This is a genomic window from Actinopolymorpha alba DSM 45243 (assembly GCF_000373925.1).
In the GTDB taxonomy this organism is placed as follows: domain Bacteria; phylum Actinomycetota; class Actinomycetes; order Propionibacteriales; family Actinopolymorphaceae; genus Actinopolymorpha; species Actinopolymorpha alba.
In genome coordinates, this window is sequence record NZ_KB892794.1 from 1 (window position 1) to 20,192 (window position 20,192).

Annotated in this window: 18 protein-coding genes; 8 read left to right on the plus strand and 10 right to left on the minus strand. The window is 67.5% G+C overall.

The annotated features are described in order from the left end of the window. Positions 1-111: 111 nt before the first annotated feature. Positions 112-570 carry an isochorismatase family protein gene (locus B141_RS0131375; RefSeq protein ID WP_020579156.1) on the minus strand — a complete coding sequence of 153 codons (459 nt, stop codon included), beginning with the start codon at positions 568-570 and terminating at the stop codon, positions 112-114. Between the two features lie 458 nt (positions 571-1,028). Between B141_RS0131375 and B141_RS0131380 the strand changes: the two genes are divergently transcribed. After that, the gene (locus B141_RS0131380; RefSeq protein ID WP_020579157.1) at positions 1,029-1,994 is read left to right on the plus strand and encodes a DUF5996 family protein; all 966 of its coding nucleotides are present in this window, start codon (positions 1,029-1,031) and stop codon (positions 1,992-1,994) included. Between the two features lie 113 nt (positions 1,995-2,107). On the opposite strand, the gene B141_RS0131385 is transcribed toward B141_RS0131380, so the two are convergent. Further along, a complete protein-coding gene (locus tag B141_RS0131385) occupies positions 2,108-3,112 on the minus strand; it encodes a phosphotransferase family protein (RefSeq protein ID WP_157181434.1) in 1,005 nt (334 codons plus the stop codon). 115 nt (positions 3,113-3,227) lie between these two features. Then, positions 3,228-4,559, minus strand: coding sequence for a glycosyltransferase family 2 protein (locus tag B141_RS0131390; protein ID WP_202805988.1), 1,332 nt, complete (start codon positions 4,557-4,559; stop codon positions 3,228-3,230). A 615-nt stretch (positions 4,560-5,174) separates the two neighbouring features. Between B141_RS0131390 and B141_RS43825 the strand changes: the two genes are divergently transcribed. Further along, on the plus strand, positions 5,175-6,518 hold the full coding sequence (locus tag B141_RS43825) for a glycosyl hydrolase (RefSeq protein WP_020579160.1): 1,344 nt from the start codon (positions 5,175-5,177) through the stop codon (positions 6,516-6,518). An 81-nt stretch (positions 6,519-6,599) separates the two neighbouring features. On the opposite strand, the gene B141_RS0131400 is transcribed toward B141_RS43825, so the two are convergent. Together B141_RS0131400 and B141_RS0131405 are read right to left on the minus strand one after the other, a co-directional pair. After that, positions 6,600-8,060 (minus strand): FG-GAP and VCBS repeat-containing protein, encoded by a 1,461-nt coding sequence (locus tag B141_RS0131400; protein ID WP_020579161.1) that lies wholly within the window; start codon positions 8,058-8,060, stop codon positions 6,600-6,602. 118 nt (positions 8,061-8,178) lie between these two features. Further along, complete coding sequence (locus tag B141_RS0131405) at positions 8,179-9,126, minus strand: DUF2218 domain-containing protein (RefSeq protein ID WP_020579162.1); 948 nt, start codon at positions 9,124-9,126, stop codon at positions 8,179-8,181. Positions 9,127-9,287: 161 nt separating this feature from the next. Between B141_RS0131405 and B141_RS0131410 the strand changes: the two genes are divergently transcribed. From B141_RS0131410 to B141_RS0131430, 5 genes are read left to right on the plus strand one after another with little or no spacing between them, the layout of a single operon-like run. After that, on the plus strand, positions 9,288-10,628 hold the full coding sequence (locus B141_RS0131410; protein WP_026257727.1) for an SWIM zinc finger family protein: 1,341 nt from the start codon (positions 9,288-9,290) through the stop codon (positions 10,626-10,628). Beyond that, complete coding sequence (locus B141_RS0131415) at positions 10,625-12,103, plus strand: DUF5691 domain-containing protein (RefSeq protein ID WP_020579164.1); 1,479 nt, start codon at positions 10,625-10,627, stop codon at positions 12,101-12,103. Before B141_RS0131410 ends, B141_RS0131415 begins: the two co-directional genes overlap by 4 nt. Then, positions 12,100-13,245, plus strand: a complete 1,146-nt coding sequence (locus tag B141_RS0131420) for an ATP-binding protein (protein ID WP_020579165.1) — start codon at positions 12,100-12,102, stop codon at positions 13,243-13,245. The genes B141_RS0131415 and B141_RS0131420 overlap by 4 nt, the downstream gene beginning before the upstream one ends. Beyond that, on the plus strand, positions 13,242-15,518 hold the full coding sequence (locus tag B141_RS0131425) for a DUF5682 family protein (RefSeq protein WP_020579166.1): 2,277 nt from the start codon (positions 13,242-13,244) through the stop codon (positions 15,516-15,518). Before B141_RS0131420 ends, B141_RS0131425 begins: the two co-directional genes overlap by 4 nt. Further along, the gene (locus B141_RS0131430) at positions 15,515-16,687 is read left to right on the plus strand and encodes a VWA domain-containing protein (protein ID WP_020579167.1); all 1,173 of its coding nucleotides are present in this window, start codon (positions 15,515-15,517) and stop codon (positions 16,685-16,687) included. The genes B141_RS0131425 and B141_RS0131430 overlap by 4 nt, the downstream gene beginning before the upstream one ends. 45 nt (positions 16,688-16,732) lie before the next feature. Here B141_RS0131430 and B141_RS0131435 read toward each other — a convergent pair whose 3' ends face one another. The 5 genes from B141_RS0131435 to B141_RS0131450 all read right to left on the minus strand — a co-directional run bounded on the left by B141_RS0131435 (position 16,733) and on the right by B141_RS0131450 (position 19,014). Further along, entirely contained in the window at positions 16,733-17,002 is a 270-nt protein-coding gene (locus tag B141_RS0131435; protein ID WP_026257724.1) for a DUF1905 domain-containing protein, read from the minus strand. 105 nt (positions 17,003-17,107) lie between these two features. After that, complete coding sequence (locus tag B141_RS46435; RefSeq protein ID WP_084678648.1) at positions 17,108-17,431, minus strand: GNAT family N-acetyltransferase; 324 nt, start codon at positions 17,429-17,431, stop codon at positions 17,108-17,110. After that, on the minus strand, positions 17,410-17,736 hold the full coding sequence (locus tag B141_RS43830) for a hypothetical protein (protein WP_157181435.1): 327 nt from the start codon (positions 17,734-17,736) through the stop codon (positions 17,410-17,412). The genes B141_RS46435 and B141_RS43830 overlap by 22 nt, the downstream gene beginning before the upstream one ends. Positions 17,737-17,740: 4 nt before the next feature. Continuing rightward, complete coding sequence (locus tag B141_RS0131445; RefSeq protein ID WP_020579169.1) at positions 17,741-18,631, minus strand: GIY-YIG nuclease family protein; 891 nt, start codon at positions 18,629-18,631, stop codon at positions 17,741-17,743. After that, positions 18,628-19,014 carry a VOC family protein gene (locus B141_RS0131450; RefSeq protein ID WP_020579170.1) on the minus strand — a complete coding sequence of 129 codons (387 nt, stop codon included), beginning with the start codon at positions 19,012-19,014 and terminating at the stop codon, positions 18,628-18,630. The genes B141_RS0131445 and B141_RS0131450 overlap by 4 nt, the downstream gene beginning before the upstream one ends. A 112-nt stretch (positions 19,015-19,126) precedes the next feature. Between B141_RS0131450 and B141_RS0131455 the strand changes: the two genes are divergently transcribed. Further along, positions 19,127-20,116, plus strand: a complete 990-nt coding sequence (locus B141_RS0131455) for a zinc-dependent alcohol dehydrogenase (protein ID WP_020579171.1) — start codon at positions 19,127-19,129, stop codon at positions 20,114-20,116. Positions 20,117-20,192 lie beyond the last annotated feature (76 nt).

A 20,192-nucleotide genomic window follows, 5' to 3' on the forward strand; every position in this document is an offset into this window, starting at 1 on the left:
ATGTACACATACAGTGCGGTCAGGAGGGTATCGAGGTTGTTCGTCACAAAACGACATCGATACCCTCCGCCGCGTCAAGATCCCAGCAGCCACACCGAACAGAGTTAGGAATCACTCGTCTAGGACTGTCAGGCGCGCAAGGCCGGCCTCGCGCTTGTGGTGGCTGAAGGTGCCGCAGGCGTCGATGGCGACCACCGGCTGGTAGCCGTCCGCCTGCGCCGAGATCGCCGGGAGCGACCCGCACACCTCGAACGAAAGCCCGGCCAGGATGAGGTGATCGCGTCCAGTTTCCCTGACTTTCGCGACGAAGGCCTCGTCGTCCCACGCGTTGACCGTCGACCTGTCCCGGATTTCCACATCACCCAGTACTTCACGCAACTCGGGAATTGTGGGTCCCCACATGCTGTCGCGCGCCGTCGTGGCCGCGACGATAGGCAGACCAAGAATCTGCGCGGCCCTGGCCAATCCCACGACATTATGCTTGAGTTCGGCGACGCCGATGTCCCGCACGCCGGTGAAAAGGCCTGTCTGGTGATCGATCAGCAAGACCGCGGTGTTGTCTCTTGTCATCCTCGTGCGTTGTTCCGTAGCCACGTTCGCCTCTCATCCCTCCGTGTGCCGCTCACGCTAAAGCGGGGGCGGAGTCACCCCGCAGTCGACGCTAGCTCGGGAGCCATGAATGGGTTTCCGGAATCGTACGAACTCCTACTTGCTGGTGCCCTCGATCGCTATCGCACCAAATGCTTGAGTAGTGCTCACCCCTCCTCGGGCAGAGTAGCCGTGGCCATGATCGTGAAGGATTTTCGTCGCTATATGACCAAAATCCTTCACGATCCTTGAGGGCGCAGCCTCATGTCGTGATCATTTGGACCCGCACGCAGCAGTGCGGCGGACCGGAGTCGTGCCGGCGGGACGGGCGAAGTGGCACAGTCAAAGACGTGGGCATCCGGGCGCCGCAAGGGGGGGCGAAGAAGTCCCACCGATTCTGGAGCGGTCCGGGGCATCTACGAAGGAGGGGGGCGTACGTGATGGAAGAGAAGACACGTGCGGCCGTAACGTGGCCGCGGCTGCGGGTGGCGGACTGGTCCAGCACCCGAGACACGCTGCACATGTGGACCCAGATCATCGGCAAGGTCCGGTTGGCGCACGCGCCGCTCATCAACCACTGGTGGCAGGTTCCTCTGTACGTCAGTCCGCGGGGCCTGACGACGTCTGCGATCCCGTCCGGATCCCGCGTCTTCGACATCGAGTTCGACTTTCTCGACCACCAACTCCGCATCCGCGCCAGCGACGGACCTACACGCGAGGTCGCGCTCAAGGCCATGCCGGTGGCCGACTTCTACGCCCAGACGATGGATGCCCTTGCCGGCCTGGGGATCACGACCCATATCCAGTCACACCCGAACGAGGTGGAGCCGGCGATACCGTTTGCCGAAGACACCAGGCACGCGTCCTATGACGGCGAGGCGGCCCGGTTGTTCTGGCGCCAGCTCATCCAGGTTGATCGGGTGTTCCATCTCTTCCGGTCGTACTTCGCTGGGAAAGTCAGTCCAGTCCATTTCTTCTGGGGGAGTTTCGACCTAGCCTGTACGAGGTTCTCCGGGCGTACCGCGCCGGTCTACCGCGGGCAGGCCCCGAACGTCGCTACCTGGGTGATGGCCGAGTCCTATTCTCGCGAACTGAGCAGCTGCGGCTTCTGGCCGGACGGCAGTGCCGAAGGCACCTTCTATTCCTACGCCTATCCCGAACCAAACGGCTTCGCCGAATACCCGGTCGGCCCGGACGGAGCGTTCTACAGCGAGCAGTACAAGGAGTTCATGCTCCCGTACGAAACGGTGCGCACGTCGGACGATCCAGACCGACGGTTGCTCGAGTTCCTACAAACCACCTATACAGCTGCCGCCGAGCCCGGCCACTGGGACCGAGGGGTCCTCGAGACCGACCCCACCAGATGGGAGCGGGAACGCGGCGCAACATCCGGTTTCCCGGCGTAGCGCTCGCACTACTCCATCGGGGTCCCCGGCCAGCAGCCGGGCCAGCGACGGCCTCCTGGCGGGGCGGACCGGCGAGAGCCCTGCCAACTGAAGCACGGTGATGGGCGGTTTGGTTACCAGGTGCCGCAGATTCTCTTGACGGTACGCAACCAGGCCCTGATGCCGTCGAGCCGGTCTGGATCGTCCGCCCATCCGTACGACATTGCCAGGCCGTCGAGCACGAGCATCAGCTTGCCGCCCTCGATCGCCTCGACGCATTCAGGTTCGGACAGCCCGTAGCTGCGCAGAAACGCGGCCACCCTGGGACTCTCCATCGACGTGGGCTCGGTTTGGAAGAGCTTGATGAGCTCCTGCTGGATCCCGATCCCGGCCAGGGACAGACCCCAGTCGAGGACGGTGATCCTGCCCGCGTCGACGACGAGGTTGTTCAGCAGGTTGTCGTAGTGCGTGAGGACTGACCTCACCGGCCACTCCTGTGCCTCCCGCACCTTCGACGCCACCGCCGCGAGGTCGCGTTCGGTGACGATGTCCTGGGCGAGGAAGAGGTCCAGAACCTTCTCGTCCTCGGGTCGGGACTGGCCGACACACAGGTAGACGCCGAGCCAGCGGTTCAGGTACTCCGCCCAGCTCGCGAAGTGGCCGCGATATCCACCTGACCCGTCGGGTACGAACAGGCCGAAACCCGTTGTCTCCACGAGATTGGCCTTCCGGATCTCCGCGCCGAGCAGGCCGAACCAGGTGGCCGCGTTGTCCGCTGCCTGTGGATGCGCAGCAGCTGGCGTGCCGTTGGCTCGTTGGATCAGCGCGTGTGGACGCGGGTCGTCGCCGATGGCGAGGATTCTCGGCGTTCGCACCCCGGCATCAGCCGCCCGGACGGTCAGCCATTGGAGCACTGCATAGTTGTTGTACGTCGTGGGGGCGTCACTGCCGGGGACGACATGGCCTGTCAGGTCCGCGGCCTCATCGCCACCGTCCGAGCGGCTGAGCAGAACCGCGACCTCCCTGGTGCCGTAGCACACGCTCTGCGCCCCGGCTCCGATGAAACCCAGATCTCTGGTGGCGTAGCCATGGCGCGCGAGGGCGTTCGCGGCCTCGACGTACATACGTTGATCGCTCACGCGCCGGAACCTACAGGCGCGGCGCCAAACGGCTCTACCAGTTTGTCGGCGGCCGGCACGTCTGATCTAGCCGGCGACCGCTGCGGCGAGTGTCGGAAAGCACTGTATTCAGCTGTTATGACGGTTTGGCGATGACCTTGAACTTGTTCTCGACGCGCCGGGCGAACTTCACGAATCCGCACAGCCCGGGGAGGCCTTCCATCAGCCCGAAGATCGGGATCAGCAGGATCACGGCCAAAGGCTCCCACCACTTGCGCCGGCCACCACCGGATACTCCGGCATTGACCCGCAGGCCCTCCCAGTACATCCAGATCGTGTAAGCCATGTTCAGTGCCCAGAGTGGAATGACGAGGAGGGTCGCCGGGGAGGTATTGGAATGAGCGAGAAGAATGGCAAGAAGTAGAACTACCCCGACATTCTGCATCGGCCCGACAACCCAGGTCATCACCGAATATCCGAGTAGCAGCCGGTTTCGCAGTTGCAGTGACCGGTTGAATACCAAGCCAGCCAGGCCCCAGGACCAGCGCTCGCGCTGCCGGTAGAAATCGCGGAGGCTGGCAGGCGACGCGCCGTAGCACCGTCCGCCGAACCACGCGCTCCGGCCCTTGTAGCGAGTACAGAAGATCAGTGCGAAATGGGCGTCCTCGACAATGCTTCGAGGGCCGAAATCCCAGCCAATTGTCGCCTCGATCGACGCTCGCACCAGCAGTAGTTCACCATGCACGCCCGCGCGCGGTGTGCCAGTGCCGGTCCAAGCCGAGAAGCGCCCCACGTCTTCGGCGGGCCGGACCGAGTCGGCGAGCCAGATGAGCCTGTTCGCCGCGTACTCGCGCGGGTATGTCAGGATTCCCTGAGCCAGGTGCTTGGCATCACGGCCAGCCTGAACCTGCTCCTCGATGAACCGAGCAATGGCCAGGGCGGTATCCGGGCCCACGCCAGTGTCGTCATCCATGTGTAGCACCCACGTGTCGTCGGTGGCCTCGTGCTCGCGGATCCGCAGTTCATGCGAATAGTGGGTGGCGCGCGCCTTGAATCTCGTTCCGTTGGCGGTGCGATACTGCCTCGGTACCGTGACAAGCCGTACCAACTCGCTTCCGGCGGCCAGCCTGGCGATCCGGCCGGTTGCCTCGCAGCCCTCATCGACGACGATGTCGATCCTGAGCCGGGGAAAGCACCTGGTGAGATAGGCGATGTAGGACAGGACCGAGCGCTCGAGGGCGGGGTAGGTGTCGTGCCGGCCGATGGTAGGAACGACAACGATCAGGAAATCATCGCTTCTCGTCCACCCATGGCCGGACCAACGAGCCTCTGATTCGCGCAGTGCCTTGCGAGTCCGTCGTATGCCGAAAATAGCTGTGAGTGTGGTGAAGATCTGCCACGACCACACTACGGACAGCAGCCAGCTAAGTAGGTCGCCAAATGGGTGGGCGAACCAGGCGTCACTCACGACAAAGGCCAGATAGGAGAGAACCAGTGGCCAGTACGCCGGCCTCCAGCGGGTGAGCCTGCGGTGCAGTTCTCCCGCATGCCGCGGGCCGAACCAGGTCCGTGCGATCCGGAACTGCTCGATGCTCGATGATTCCCGGCCCGCAAGCCAGGCGTCCCAATCAGGCGGTACAGCTTTCGGTCCCCCCACTTCCCCTTCCCCCCTGCGTGTTCGTGGTTGTCCGAGAATGAGTATCCAGCCGTGGACAACTCGGCCAACCAGGGGTAAGGCCGCTGAGCACTTCACCTGCTCGGACGCCAAGGGAGGGCCTGCTCAAGGCTCACAACGCCGCTCCGGATTGGAAAAACTCTCCTATCGCCGTAGTTGTCAAGGACAACTTGACGTTCCCTGTGGGCGGCCGGCGGTTGTCTCGGTGGCGGCCACCGTGTTCGCCTCGAACGACGGCCAGATGCTTGCCCGCCGCGGGTGAGGTGTTCGGTCAGCTCAAGAGGCTTTCCCCCCAGATCTCACATATGGAAACATCCACAGATCTCTATTCCTAAACAGGGCCGCCGCTTTACCGCGCGTCTGTGGAACAGCTAGCATCCCCCGTCGGCCGCATGAGCGAGGAGTGGGATGAGCACGCGAATACGGACGTTCCTGGCGTTAGCCGTCACGACGACCATGCTGGGAGGTATCGCTTTGGTGACGACCGTCACCAAAGCGACCACCGTTTGCGACCGGTTCGGATCCGCCCACCAGGGAAGCTACGTGGGCATGAACAGCTGGTGGAATCCAGCCGCGACCGGACAGCAGTGCGACGACGTCACCAGCAACGGCTCAAGGGTCAGCGTATCGCCCGACGGGGTTCCGACCAATGGTCCAAACGCCTACCCGGCCGCCTCTCTCGGCTGCCATCACGCCGCCAACTGCGGCGACAAATCACCGCTTCCCAGACAGCTCAACAGCACCAGCTCCGCCCCCGGTCGCCCGTCAACCCCGGGTAGCCAGGTCAGCAAGGCCGACGTGCTCACCTGGCTGTCCAACCTTCGGGACCGCCGCGACAGCAGGGTCGTCTCGGGCTTCTTCGGCGGCTACAGCGGAAGCACGTTCAACCTGGACCAGACCAACCAGCTCAAGAGCCAGAGCGGGCAGTATCCAGGCATGCTGGCCTGTGACTACGGCAATTGGGTCACCAGCGCCAACACCCAGGTCGACACCTCGTGCAACAACACGCTGAAAGGCTGGTGGCAGAAGGGCGGCCTGGTCAGCGTCGGCATTCACATGCCGAGCCCGTCCGGCGGCGGCTTCGACACGAAGCTAGGCAACTTCGCCGACGTCACCAACAGCGGCACCGACGTCGGCCGTGCCTGGCAGGACTCGCTCAAGAAGATTGGTGACGGACTGAGCGACCTCAAGAAGTCCGGCGTGGTGGTCATGTGGCGACCGTTCCACGAGATGAACGGCGATTGGTTCTGGTGGGGTAACCAGGACGCCGACACGTTCAGGAACGCGTGGAACTACATGTACAACTACCTGGTCAAGACCCGCGGACTCGACAACCTGATCTGGGTGTACGCGCCGGACTGCAGCCGCAGCGACAGCCTCACCGACTACTACCCGGGTGGCAACAAGGTCGACGTCGTCGGACTGGACTGCTACACCGACAACCCCTCCGGCGGCGACGGCAAGATCGTCAAGAATCTCGACGCGCAGTACAACCAAATGCTCGGCCTGGGCAAGCCGTTCGCCTTCACCGAGACCGGCCCTCGCGACCAGGTGGGCGGGTCGTTCGACTGGAAGAAGTGGATCGACGCCATCCAACGGCGCTACCCCAAGACCACATACTTCCTGGCGTGGAACGACAAATGGGGCCCACCACAGAACCAGAACTCGACCGGATTGATGAACCACCCGTGGGTCATCAATCGAGGAGGCATCGACCTCACAGGCGGCGCCACCCGTCCGAACGCCGACTGACCCATCCCGGCTCTGATTCCGCCTTCGTGCTCAGTGAGCCAGGCAGAGGTGGCTTCCTCGACGTCTGAGAGGGCCTGGCCCTCAGCCGAGGGCCGTACCGAACCTGGCCCAGGCTGGTGCGATCCCAAACCTGGTCGGAAGCAGGATGATCGAGCCGCCGGTCGTCAGACCGGCTCTGGTCCCCCGGAGGACGTGCACCGCGCCCTCTCCGTTACGTACGTCGTCCTCGCCAATCGAACCGACCACGAGCTCAGGCCGTCCATCATTGTTGAAATCGCGGAACGCGACCGTATGGCCGAAGAGGTCATCGGTCTCGCTGCGGCCGAGAATTCCGGCGGTGTTCTGAGAGTATTGCGTCGACCAGTTCAGGCGCGGACCGGTCGCACTGCCGGGAATCACTGTCACGGCGCCGGCCTTCGCACTTGCGTCAATTCCTTCTTGCGGTGCACCGATGGCGAGTTCGGCGTAACCGTCGCCATTGACGTCGGCCAGCGCGAGTGAGGTGCCGAACTGATCCCATTTCTCGCTCGCGTCGGGGATTCCGGGACTGTCCTGGGTGATCAGCATCGGCTCTTTCGACGTGACGATTCCTGTTCGAGAGCCGGACCACACCTGCACCTCTCCCGCGCCTTCCGTCGGGCCCGGGAACTGTGTGTTGAAGCCCACTGCGGTTTCGGCATAGCCGTCGCCGTTGATGTCGCCGACCGCGATCGCAAGGACCTCGTGCCCCTCCGGTGGTCCGATGGGGATGTCCTGGGTGGGCCGGCGCGTCGGAAGGCCATCCGAGCCACCGCGATAGACCCGAAGGTACTGCGCGTATCCGTCCTTCTCCTCAAGTGCTGTCAGCACCAGATCGGGAAAGCCGTCACTGTCGATGTCGCCGGTCGTCGGGTGACTGAGGTATGTGTACTCCCCGGCCAGGAGCGCATTCAGCCGTACGCCGCCCGGCAGGGCGAACCGAGGCCCACCGTAGGCGACGAAGCCTCGTGGCCCGACGATGCCGAGGTCGGCGTACCCGTCCTGGTTGAAGTCCGCCGATGCGAGGCCGACACACCACTGGCTGGCAGGCAGATCTGCTGGTGCGATGACGTTGAAACCGCGATTCAAACCCTTGGCGCTGCCGAACATCAAGGTGAGAACGCCCTTCGGCCGCGAGGCACTGGTGTCCTCACCCGGCATGCACACCGCGAGATCTGCGTACCCATCCCCGTTGAAGTCACCCGAGGTCAGAACGCGACCGAACTCGTCGCCCCCATCCGGCGTACCTGGAACGAATTCCAGCGTCTGATCCAGTCGTCGAGCACTGGCGAGATCCAGTCCCGCGCCCGAACCGTTCAGAACACCGATCGCACCCGCGTGCCGGTGGCCACTCACGGTCGCGCGTGGAGCGCTCGCCACAAAGTCCTGATAACCGTCCCCGTTGAAGTCCCAAGGCGCGGCCGTTCGAACCATGGCCTGTGCCATCCCGTTGGGAGCCAACGCCAACCCGACAACTGCAACGGCGATGAACGCCGCCGGCACCGCTCCGAAGATCCGACGCATAACCAAGCCCCCCACATCGAAGGTTCTGGAGTATCTACATATCCGAGTGAGTGATCCGCCAGGTGAAGAACAGGTTGCGGATCAGGAACACAGGAATGCGGTCAGGCTGGACGAGATGTCAGTGCTTCCGGGCGAGGGTGACGCCATCCCGCACGGGCAGCATCACGGACTCTACCCGCGCGTCCTGGAAGACGATTTCGTTAACGCGGCGCATCGCCACGTCGCTGTCATCCTGGAATGCTGGATCGAAGGTGCGGCCGCCGCGGAAGGTGTTGTCCAGCACCACGAGGCCGCCGGAGGTAAGGCGAGGGACGATCTCCTCGTAGTACGCCGGGTAGTTCACCTTGTCGGCGTCAATGAACGCGAAGTCGAAGGAAGGTTCGTTCGGGAGCGCTCGCAGTGTTTCGAGTGCGGCTCCGATCCTCAGGTCGATGCGGTCGGCCACGCCCGCGCGTTCCCAGTAGTGCCGGGCGATGGAGGTCCATTCCTCACTCACGTCGCAAGCGAGGAGGTAGCCGTCCTCGGGCAGTGCCCGGGCGACGCAGATGGAGGAGTACCCAGTGAACACTCCGACCTCGACCGCACGGCGGGCGCCTGCCAGTCGGACCAGCATTCCCAACAGCGCGCCCTCGTCCTGCGCGATCTGCATCCCGGCCGCGCCGCCGGTGGCCTCCCGTGTCTTGAGCACGAGTTCCTGGAGCAGGTCATCGGCCGGGGTGCAGTGCGTGACGAGGTAGTCGGTGACCACGGGATCGACGATCTGAAGGGAGTCGCCAGCGACCGGCTCGGTCCAGTCGACGGTGAGTTCCTCCTGTGCCGCAAAGCGCAGAAGGTGGCGTGCGACCACGTCCTGGACGTCGGCGAGGGCGCCGACATCCGCGGCTGTGGCGATCATGACCAAGTGGTCTCCGGCCGGCGTCAGCACGCAGCGTCCGTGCTGGAACGTGATGACACCGCGACCGTCGCCCCCGAGGTCCGCGGTGGCCTTCTGGCCCAGGTGTGAGATCAACTGCTTGATGTAGCGCTCGGGACGTCCGGTCGCGACCTGACTCGTCGATGTGGGCATTGCCATCCTTCGGATAAAGACGTAAATCCGGCTTTGGTTCGACAATAGCGATCTGAGCGGTCCATCCGTCTCCTGGAAGCACTCGGCTGTACGCGGGTACTGTCGATGCGGAGGAAGCGTCAGGAACGTACGCGTCGGTGCTCGCGGTTAATGTGGCCGCTGTGGTTGAGCAGTGGAGCAAGGACCAGGTGCTGGCTCTGGCATCTGACGCCTCGTCTCACCTTGCCGCGCAGAGTGTCGCGACGGCCGAGCGTTGGTCGGGCACGGGATGGTCCTCGCACACCGGCGTCGCTCAGGAGCCGGCCGGACCGGTCTACGTGTGGGGCGAGTGCCAGGGATCAGGCGCCAGGCCCTACCGCACGTGTGTCGACCTGTCCGAGCCCGCCTACTACTGCTCCTGCCCGAGCCGGAAGCTCCCCTGCAAGCATGCCTTGGCGCTGCTGCTGTTGTGGTCTGACAGCAGCGTTCAGGCTACGGACGACCGGCCGGCCTGGGTCTCCGAGTGGGCTGCGAAGAGATCAGAACGCGTCGAACGCAAAGCCGGCCGCGCTCCCGACGCCCCGGTCGCCGATCCGGCCGCGGTCGAGCGCCGGGCCCGGCAGCGGGAGGAACGTGTCGCAGCCGGGCTGGCGGAGTTCGACCGGTGGTTGCGCGACCAGGTGCGCGGTGGCCTCGCCGGCGCCGCCCGCGCCAGCTACCGCGACTGGGATGCCGTCGCGGCGAGGCTGGTCGACTCCCAGGCCGGCAGCGTCGGCGCGTGGGTGAGCCGGCTGGCCGCCGTACCAGCGTCCGGTGAGGGTTGGCCAGGTCGGCTGCTCGAGGAGTACGCCCTGTTGCGCCTCCTCACGGTGGCTTATGGGCGGCTGTCAGACCTCGAGGAGCCGCTGCGCGCTACTGTCCGCACCCGGGTCGGGTTCACCACGCGGCAGGAGGAGATCAGGTCCGGCACACCGGTCCGCGACCACTGGCAGGTCGTGGGCCAGCGCGTGATCGACCTGGACCGGCTGGTCACAAGGAGGACCTGGCTGCGCGGCATCCGTACCGGCACGATGGCGCTGCTGCTGGCGTTCGCGCCGCCTGGCCAGCCGATGGAGGCCCCGCTGGTGGTGGGTACGACGATCGACGCCGACCTCGCGTTCTATCCGGGCGCGCTGCCGGTGCGGGCGGTGATCGCCGAGCGGTACGCCATGCCCGCGCCCACCCGGCCGCCGGGTGACACGGTGGCCGGCGCCCTCGCTTCCTACGCCGACGCGCTCGCCCGCGATCCCTGGCTGGACACCTGGCCGGTCGTCCTCGCCGACGTCGTACCCACGCTGTCCCCGACCTGGGCGGTCGTCGACTCCACTGGCGCCGCGCTCGAACTCCACCCGGCGGTGGAGGACCCGTGGCCGCTGGTCGGCCTGTCCGGCGGCCACCCGGTCACCATCGCCGCCGAATGGACACCGCGCGGGCTCACTCCGCTCACCGCCTGGAGCCCGGACGGCGAGGTGGTGACGCTATGAGCCAGTGGGACGCCCTCGTGTCGGCCGCCCTCGTCGGGACCGAACGCCGCCCCGTACCCCCGACCGACCTCGACAGTTACGACAGCCTTGACAGTCACGACAGCCTCGGCGCGACCGAGACGGCCGACTCCGACCCCGCGGCCCTTCTGCTTGACCGCGCGGCCCTGCTCGTCGCGCTGCGCCGCGCCGGATTCCGGCCCGCCCACCGCGAGCTGCCCCCGCCGAGCCGACCCGACGACGGGCCGGCCGTGAGCCGCGCCGCGAGCCACCGGCTGGCGAGGATCCTCGCCGGTGAACACCTGGGCGCGCTGCCGGAGTGGCTCACCGCCGCCGCCGGCCACGGGTTCCGCGTACCCGGGCACCTGCTCCCCGCCCTGCTCGAACGCGCCCGTGGCTCCCAGCGCATCCGCGGTCTGGTCAGCGCGGTCGGCGGCCACCGGGCACGCTGGCTCGCCGGCCTCAACCCCGACTGGGCGTTCCTGCTCGACGAAGCCCACGGTTCCGACACCGCCGAACTCGACCCAAACATCTGGGAGTACGGCGACCCCGGCCAGCGTCGCGGCTACCTCGCGCGGCTGCGCACCCAGGACCCCGACCGGGCCCGCGACCTCGTCGTCGCGACCTGGGCGCAGGAGACCCCGCGGGACCGCATCGCGTTCCTCTCCTCCTTCGGCGTCGGCCTCGCTCTGGCCGACGAAGCGTTCCTCGAAACCGTCCTCGACGACACCCGCCGCGAAGTACGCCAGGCCGCCGCTGACCTGCTCGCCCGGCTCCCCGGCAGCGCCCTCAGTGGCCGGATGGCCCGTCGCGCCGCGCCGTGCCTGGGAGTTCAGCGACGCCTGCGCGGTGACCGGCTCGTCGTCGACCCGCCCACCGACTGCGACGCCACGCACCAACGTGACGGGATCCAGCTCCGCCCACCCAACGGCGTCGGCGAACGCGCCTGGTGGCTGGAGGAACTGCTCGCCCGTACGCCGCTGACCACCTGGCTCGGCCGGCTCGGCAACACCCCCGCCGAGATCGTCGCCCTGAACGCCGGCGACTGGCACCAGCCCGTCACCACCGGCTGGGCCCGGGCGGCGATCACCCAGCGCGACGTCACCTGGGCGCGGGCCCTGCTGGGCGAGGGCATCCTGTCCGGACCGCTGCTCGGCGTACTCCCGCCCGAAGAACGCGCATCTCACGCCGCCCGCATCGTGGCTGAGGGCGGTCTGGGCGCCCACCTGGTCGAGCTGCTCAACGACGTCGCCGGACCATGGACCGACGACCTGGCCGCTGCCGTCCTGACCAGGATCGCGCAGGCCGGCAAGCAGAACCCAGGACTGGGGGAGCGGCTCTGCCAGCTTGCGGCGCTGCGGCTGCCACCCGAGTTGTACGAGCGCGCTGAGGATCTGGCCGCGCACCCGTGGCCGGCGTTGCGGCGCCTTGCCACCACCCTGCGCTTCCGTCACGACATGCTGAAGGAACTGTCATGAGCGACACCACCCCGCCCGGCGCCCCGGTCGGTACCCCCGACCCCGCCGGCCTGCCCGGGCCACCCGAAGGCGTCCTGCGCGCCCACGCCGAACAGCAGTACGCCGCCGAACTCGCCGCCCTCGCCGCCTACGACGACCGGCCCCGCCCACCCGGCTGGCACCTGTCACCGTGGGCCGTGACGACGTACCTGCACGGAGGGGAGGTCGACAGCACACCCATCACCCCCAAGTACGTCGGCAACCGGCGCATCGTCGAGGTCGCCGTCGCCACCCTCGCCACCGACCGGGCCCTGCTCCTGCTCGGCGTACCCGGCACCGCCAAGACGTGGTTGTCAGAGCACCTCGCCGCCGCGATCTCCGGCGACTCCACCCTGCTCGTGCAGGGCACCGCCGGCACCGTCGAGGAGGCCATCAGGTACGGCTGGAACTACGCCCGCCTCCTCACCGAAGGACCCACCGACCAGGCGCTGGTGGCCAGCCCGGTGATGCGGGCGATGACCGAGGGCCGGCTGGTCCGGGTCGAAGAGCTCACCCGCATGCCCTCCGACGTCCAGGACGCCCTCATCACCGTCCTGTCGGAGAAGACCATGCCGATCCCCGAACTCGGCGCGCAGGTCCAAGCCCGCAAGGGTTTCAACGTCATCGCCACCGCCAACGACCGTGACCGCGGCGTCAACGAACTCTCCAGCGCGCTGCGCCGCCGGTTCAACACCGTCGTCCTGCCCGTCCCCGCCTCCGCCGAGGAGGAGGTCGAGATCGTCCACCGCCGCGTCACCGAACTCGGCCGCGCCCTCGAACTCCCCGAACTCCCGCCCGGCCTGGACGAGATCCGCCGCGTCGTCACGGTCTTCCGGGAGCTGCGCGAAGGCGTCACCAGCGACGGCCGGACCAAGGTCAAGTCACCGAGCAGCACCCTGAGCCCCGCCGAGGCCATCTCCGTCGTCACCAGCGGCATCGCGCTCGCCGCCCACTTCGGTGACGGCACCCTCCGGCCCTCCGACATCGCCGCCGGCATCACCGGTGCGATCATCCAGGACCCCGTCTCCGACCGGGTGATCTGGCAGGAGTACCTCGAGGCCGTGGTCCGCGAACGCCGCGAGTGGGCCGACTTCTACCGAGCCTGCCGAGAGGTCTCCGGTTGACCACCCGCACCTCCGCGCGCCTGCCGGCCGAGACGGTCGGCGCCGTCACCGTGCTCGGCGTACGCCACCACGGCCCCGGCACCGCCCGCGCATTGCGGGCCGCGCTGGCCGAGCTGCGTCCCGACGTGGTCCTCATCGAGGGACCACCCGAGGCGGACGCGCTGGTGCCGCTGGCCGCCGACCCGGAGATGGAGCCACCGGTCGCCCTGCTCGCCTACGTGCCGGGTGAACCGAACCGGTCGGCGTTCTGGCCGTTCGCGTCGTTCTCCCCGGAATGGCAGGCCATCCAGTACGCCCTGCGCGCCGGCATCCCGGTCCGCTTCTGCGACCTGCCCGCCGCGAACGTCCTCGCCCAACCCCGCCACACCGGCCGCCGCCGACGCGGCTCCGCCGAGGCCGGCGTCCGCATCGACCCGCTTGGCTGGCTCGCCGAGACCGCCGGCTACGACGACGCCGAACGCTGGTGGGACGACGTCATCGAGCACCGCCGCGACGGCGAACCTACACCGTTCGCCGCGATCGCCGAGGCGATGACCGCGCTGCGCGAACACGCCCCGGCCCAGCCGGCCGGCGAGCAGGAAGAGGAGGCGCGCCGCGAGGCGTACATGCGCACCGTGCTGCGCCGCACCCTCGCCGACGGGTACGAGCGGATCGCCGTCGTCTGCGGTGCCTGGCACGTTCCCGCGCTGCTCGATCTGCCCACCGCCACCGCGGACAACCGGGTGCTGAAGGGCCGCGCCAAGACCAAGGTCGCCATGACCTGGGTGCCGTGGACGCACAGCCGGCTGGCGTACTGGAGTGGGTACGGCGCCGGCGTGGAGTCACCCGGCTGGTACCACCACCTCTTCGAGGCCACCGACCACCCGATCGAACGCTGGCTCACCGAAACCGCCCGGATCCTGCGCGACAACGGCCTGCCCGTCTCCTCCGCCCACGTCATCGAGGGCGTCCGGCTGGCCGAGACCCTCGCCTCCCTGCGCGGCCGGCCGCTGCCCGGGCTCGCCGAGGTGACCGAGGCCACCCGCGCCGTCCTGTGCGAGGGCGCCGACCTGCCCGTCGAACTCGTCCAACGCAAACTCGTCGTCGGCGAACGCCTCGGACAGGTCCCCGCCGCGACCCCGATGGTGCCGCTCCAGCAGGACCTGCGAGCCGCGCAACGCCGGCTCCGCCTCAAGCCCGAGGCACTCGACCGTGAACTCGACCTCGACCTGCGCAAACCCACCGACCTCGAACGCAGCCGCCTCCTGCACCGGCTCCGCCTGCTCGACGTCGAATGGGGCGAGCCCGGCGAGATCGCCGGCTCACGCGGCACCTTCCACGAGCTCTGGACCCTCGTCTGGCGACCCGAACTCGACCTCGCCCTCATCGAGGCGAGCATGTGGGGCAACACCGTGACCGACGCGGCGGTCGCCCGCGCCACCGCGAACGCCCGCGACGCCGGCTCCCTGTCCGACCTGAGCGCCCTCACCGAACACTGCCTGCTCGCCGACCTACCCGACGCCCTGCCGGCGGTCCTGACCGCCGTCGGTGAACGCGCCGCCCTCGACGGTGACGTGACCCACCTGATGGCCGCGCTGCCGGCCCTGGTCCGATCCGCCCGCTACGGCGACGTCCGCGGCACCGACGTCGGCAGCCTCCACGCCGTCATCGCCGAGATCGTCGTCCGCATGTGCGTCGACCTGCCACCCGCCGTCTCCGCCCTCGACGAGGACGCCGAACGCGAACTCCTCGACCACATCGGGGCCGTCCACTCCGCCATCAACCTGCTCGCCGACCGCGAACACCGGCAGCGCTGGGAAACCACCCTCGGGGGCATCGCCGCCCGCGACGACCTGCCCGGCCTGATCGAGGGACGCCTCGTGCGGCTCCTGCTCGACGCCGAACGCCTCGACGCCGACGCCGCCGGAGTACGGATGGCCCGCGCGGTCTCCGTCGGTGCCGCACCCGCCCACGTGGCCGCCTGGGTGGAGGGGTTCCTCTCCGGCGGCGGGCTGCTCCTCGTCCACGACGACCGGCTGCTCCGCCTCATCGACACCTGGCTGGCGGGCCTGCCCGGCGACACCTTCGACGACGTACTCCCGCTGCTGCGGCGTACGTTCGGCACCTTCGACGCACCCGAACGCCGCGCCATCGGCGACCGCATGCGCCGCCACACCGACGACCGGCAAGCCACGACCCGACCCGAGGACGACGACCTCGACCACGCCCGTGCCGAACCCGCCGTCCGCACGGTCGCCGCGATCCTCGGCCTGACAGTGGGGCAGAAGCCATGACCGAACCGACCGACGAACGGCTGCGCCGCTGGCGACTCGTCCTCGGCGGCAGCGACGACGGCACCGGCGCCGACCTGTCGGGCGACGACGCCAAGGTCGACGCCGCCCTGGCCGCGCTCTACGACTCCGACCAGCGGCCCCGCCCGGGCGACGCCAAACGCGCCGGGAACCTCGCCGCCTCCGCACCCCGGGTGGCCCGCTGGCTCGGCGACATCCGCACGTACTTCCCGTCCAGCGTCGTCCAGGTCATGCAAAAAGACGCCATCGAACGCCTCAACCTCACCCAGCTCCTGCTCGAACCCGAGCTGCTCGAGGCGATCGAACCCGACGTCCACCTGGTCGGCACTCTGCTCTCCCTGAACGACGTGATGCCCGAGGCGACCCGCGAAACCGCGCGTGCCGTCGTCGCGAAGGTCGTCGACCAGCTCGAACGACGGCTGTCCCAGCGCACCCGCTCAGCCATCACCGGCGCCCTCAACCGGGCCGCCCGCACCACCCGGCCGCGCCGGCAGGCCGACATCGACTGGCAGCGCACCATCCACGCCAACCTGCGCCACTACCAACCCCAGCAGCGCACGATCGTGCCCGAACGCCTGATTGGGTACGGGCGACGACAACAGGCAGTCCAACGAGATGTCGTCCTGTGCATCGACCAGAGCGGCTCGATGGCGGCCTCGGTCGTCTACTCCTCGGTGTTCGGCGCGGTGCTCGCCTCGATGGCGTCCCTGCGTACGTCACTGATCGTCTTCGACACCGCCGTCGTCGACCTGACCGACCACCTCGGCGACCCCGTCGACCTGCTGTTCGGCACCCAACTCGGCGGCGGCACCGACATCAACCGTGCCATCGCCTACAGCCAGCAACTCATCGCCCGCCCCAGCAACACGATCTTCGTGCTCATCAGCGATCTGTTCGAAGGCGGGATCCAGGAGGAGATGCTGCGCCGGGTGGCCGCGCTCACCAACGCCGGAGTCGAGGTCATCGTGCTGCTGGCGTTGTCCGACGACGGTGCACCCGCCTATGACCACCACAACGCCGGCGCCCTCGCCGCGATGGGCATACCGGCCTTCGCCTGCACGCCGGACGCGTTCCCAGAGCTGATGGCCACCGTCATCGAACGCCGCGACATCGGCGAATGGGCCGAACGCAACCTCGGCCAACCGGGGTGACGGCTCAATCATCGTCCAGTCTGGCGCACGTAGGCCGCGTTCTCCTTAGTCGTATATCCGTTCCTCCAGGTGGATGGTCACCGTGTCTCCCACTTCTTTGCCGATCGCTTTGCGTACGTCGGCCTTGATGGGCAGCTTGTGGGTGCCATCGCCCAGGGCCATGAACGAGCTCCGGAACGGGTGGCCGTCGACCGTACCCCGGACCTTGACCAGGCCACGGGTTCCGAAGAACTCCGCCGAATCGGGCCACACCACATAAGTCCATCCGCCCTTGTTGGGGCTTTTAAGTAGAACTGCCGTGAATTGCTTGTCCATCGTTGCGGCTCCTCCTCGCAGGCTCTCCAGGTAGACCGCTGGCTGTGAGGAAACTCATCGCAACCTGAGCCTGTGTCGGGAGCGGTCGTCTCCTTGGGGCCCTGGTCACGGTCCGGCGTTGAAGGACAGTCGCAGCACTGCCCGCTTGCCGGTGTCTCGGATGGTGACGAACCCGCGCGCCTCGAACGACTGGCGGCGTCCCATCCAGTTGGCGTTCTCCTCTGCCCGCCGGTCGGTCAAGGCGTGCTGCGGGATGTTGACCTTCGGAAAGGCGTCGACAGCCGTCGCGCCTGACGCACGGGCGTACTCGATCGCGGCGTCGAGCAGCGCGCTGGACACCCCCGTCCCGCGCGCGTCGCGATCGACATAGAAGCAGGTCACGGCGAAGACGCCGCGGTCTCTCCCGGTCAGGGGCCGTACTGGCGAGATCGCTCGAGGCGGGAGTAGTCCTCACGCGACGCGACCGCAACCCGGCCGACCGGGCGCCCTCCGGCGTAGGCGATCATCCCGGGGGTGCGGCCATCGTCGACGCAGGCCTTCATCGCTGCCTTGCGCAGCGGACGGGGCCCTTGCTCTTCTCGCCCGCCCATGCACCAACAGGAGCCCGGAATCGGCGTACCGCCACGCGGGCCCTTGCGCCCGAACAACTCGACGAGGTCGTCCCAGCGATCGGGCGTGACTGGGTGGATCTCCACGCCGGGGTCGTTTCCTCGACCGGTTCGCAATACGCTCATCGCCTCACTGCTCCCCTTCTAGCCGGTCGCTGATCACTGGGTTTATCTCGTCACTGACAAGGCTCCGGTATGTCTCGACATCGAGAACTCGCGCACGAACGTGGTGACGCAGTCGACGCGCGCGCACGAGCCGCGGCCCGGCGGCAAAGAACCGTAGCGCGGCTTCTTTGTCGCGGCGCAGTGCCGGCTGCATAAACTCCGGTCGATGAGCTGCGGCCTGAAGCAGTTCGTCGGCTAATCGAGATCTTGTCCCGGACAGGAACCGGTGCAGGCCGTCCCGAACAGCCGACGGGGCTGCCACGGTGAACGATGGGGGCGCCGATTTCGTTATCGAAGCCGGCATGTGGGTGCCGTGACCTGCGGCCGCCCACAGGAGGCGCAGTAGGGCGGTGTAGCCGTCGCTGCACGCGATCCCGAGGCGGGACCCCATGCCCTTGCCCAGGTGGGGGAAGCATCCATAGGCCCGCCCCGTCGGAGGCACAACGGGTTCCAGCGTGAAGCTGAGCATCCCCGTCGCCACCTCGGCCACGACGATGTACGGGACGCGCGCGTCCTTCCCGACCAGATCTGGTGCGCGGTCGTCCAGATTGCCGTTGAACGGGGAGCGAAGCGCGAAGATCAGATCCTCTTCTCGCCAGGCCGCGGCCTCGTCGTCGACAGCGACCTCCCACACAACCCGACGTACGAGGTCGTACTTCTGGTGCCGAAGCGACTCGGGACGCGTCGTCGCCGCGTGCTGGCGTAGACGCTGACGCAGGTTGCCCGCCTTTCCCACGTAGAGGACTTCATCGCTCTCGTCGAGGAAGAGGTAGACGCCAGCCTGGCGGGGGGCAGCGGCAGCCGCGGCGTTCAGCACGCTGAGCCCCACCTCACCCCATCCGTTCGTTTCGATCACTCTTCGAGGTCCGAGGGCGGAAGCCAGCAGATGCAGAACGGGTGGCCGGCGGGATCGGCGTAGATCCGGACACCCCTGTGCGCGCTGGGATTGTCTCTGGCCCGTAACACGCGCCCGCCGAGCTCGAGCACCTTCTTATGCGCGGACTCGAGATCCGCGGTGTAGAAGTCGAGATGAATCTGCTGTTGCGGGGCGCCGTCGGGCCAGTCGGGTGGGACGTGGTTCGGGGCGTGCTGGACCGCGAGCGCCCAGCCACCGTCGATCCAGATGTTGTGCCACCGGTCGTCCCCTTTCACGGTGCCGTCCAGCAGCGCCGCCCAGAAGGTACTTTCGGCCTCGAGATCCGCGGCATCCAAAACGATCTGCCGATATTTGAACTTCACGAAATCCCACTCCTGTCGCTCTGCGTCGTACTCGTCTCGCGCTCATCCGCCTCGCAGGGTGGACGATAGACGGCTTCGTGGTCAGATCCCGGCCGCGAAGCAGGAGAACGACATGGTGAACGATGAGGGCATGGCCGAAGCAGTCGTCATTCCGCAGCCAGGCAGGGTCGAGTTGTGCGAGGTCGGGCTACCCGATCTGGAGCCCGCTCAGATCCGTCTGCGCACTCGGGTATCGCTGATCAGTACGGGTACGGAGAGCATTGTCTACAAGGGCCGATTCGCGCCCGGAACGCACTGGGATCAGTGGTTCAGCTATCCCCATCGTCCCGGGTACTCGCTCGTGGGCGAGGTCAGCGACGTGGGCCACGAGGTCGCTGGCGACTTCAGTGCGGGTGACCGGGTGGTGGCACTTCTCGGCCACGCGTCGCAGCATGTCGTCGACGCCAGCTTGTGCACGCGGGTGCCGGACGACGTTTCGGACGAGGACGCGGCGTGGTTCGCGCTGGCAAAGGTCGGCTTCGTCGGCGTGGAAGCTTCGCACGCACGTGTGGGCAGTTCCGCCCTGGTCGTCGGGGCGGGCCCGGTCGGGCAGATGGCCGTACGCTGGCTGGCGGCATCGGGCGCGGCTGAGGTGGTCGTGGTCCACCGCAGCGGTGGGCTACGCCTCGACCTCGCACGAGCCGGAGGAGCCACGGCGGTCCTGCAACGGGATCTGGCCGACGGCCTGCCGGGAATGGCGCCGCCGGACACCATTCTCGACTGCACAGGCAACCCGGACGTTCTCACTCATGCGCTGGCGGCTGTGGCGGATCACGGCCGTGTGGTCATGGTCGGCGACGTAGGTGATCCCTCACAGCAGCGTCTCAGTTCCGACCTGATCGTTCGTGGCCTCACGGTGGTGGGCGCACACGGCCGCCACCTCTTGGGCGGGCGTGAGCACGACGTTCGCCGGTTGTTCTTTCGTCTTGTGGCGTCGGGACGCTTCGCAGGCATGAACGGCCTCGTCACTCACAAGTTCACACCACACGAGTGCACCGAGGCATACGCGCTGCTTGATGCCGACCGTACGGGCACCATGGGCGTGATCTTCGACTGGCAGTAAGGCAGAGCTGGTTCTCGCCAACTCCCGATCAGCATCGGCAGGCGCCTGCAGAATCACGGCCTTCCAGCGCCACGCA

Excerpts from the sequence above, each read along its gene's own strand:
- B141_RS0131455 (WP_020579171.1), top strand. The coding sequence starts at position 19,127 with ATGGTGAACGATGAGGGCATGGCCGAAGCAGTCGTCATTCCGCAGCCA.
- B141_RS0131420 (WP_020579165.1), top strand. The coding sequence starts at position 12,100 with ATGAGCGACACCACCCCGCCCGGCGCCCCGGTCGGTACCCCCGACCCC.
- B141_RS43830 (WP_157181435.1), bottom strand. The coding sequence starts at position 17,736 with ATGAGCGTATTGCGAACCGGTCGAGGAAACGACCCCGGCGTGGAGATC.
- B141_RS43825 (WP_020579160.1), top strand. The coding sequence starts at position 5,175 with ATGAGCACGCGAATACGGACGTTCCTGGCGTTAGCCGTCACGACGACC.
- B141_RS0131435 (WP_026257724.1), bottom strand. The coding sequence starts at position 17,002 with ATGGACAAGCAATTCACGGCAGTTCTACTTAAAAGCCCCAACAAGGGC.
- B141_RS0131400 (WP_020579161.1), bottom strand. The coding sequence starts at position 8,060 with ATGCGTCGGATCTTCGGAGCGGTGCCGGCGGCGTTCATCGCCGTTGCA.
- B141_RS0131405 (WP_020579162.1), bottom strand. The coding sequence starts at position 9,126 with ATGCCCACATCGACGAGTCAGGTCGCGACCGGACGTCCCGAGCGCTAC.
- B141_RS0131380 (WP_020579157.1), top strand. The coding sequence starts at position 1,029 with ATGGAAGAGAAGACACGTGCGGCCGTAACGTGGCCGCGGCTGCGGGTG.
- B141_RS0131375 (WP_020579156.1), bottom strand. The coding sequence starts at position 570 with ATGACAAGAGACAACACCGCGGTCTTGCTGATCGATCACCAGACAGGC.
- B141_RS0131415 (WP_020579164.1), top strand. The coding sequence starts at position 10,625 with ATGAGCCAGTGGGACGCCCTCGTGTCGGCCGCCCTCGTCGGGACCGAA.
- B141_RS0131430 (WP_020579167.1), top strand. The coding sequence starts at position 15,515 with ATGACCGAACCGACCGACGAACGGCTGCGCCGCTGGCGACTCGTCCTC.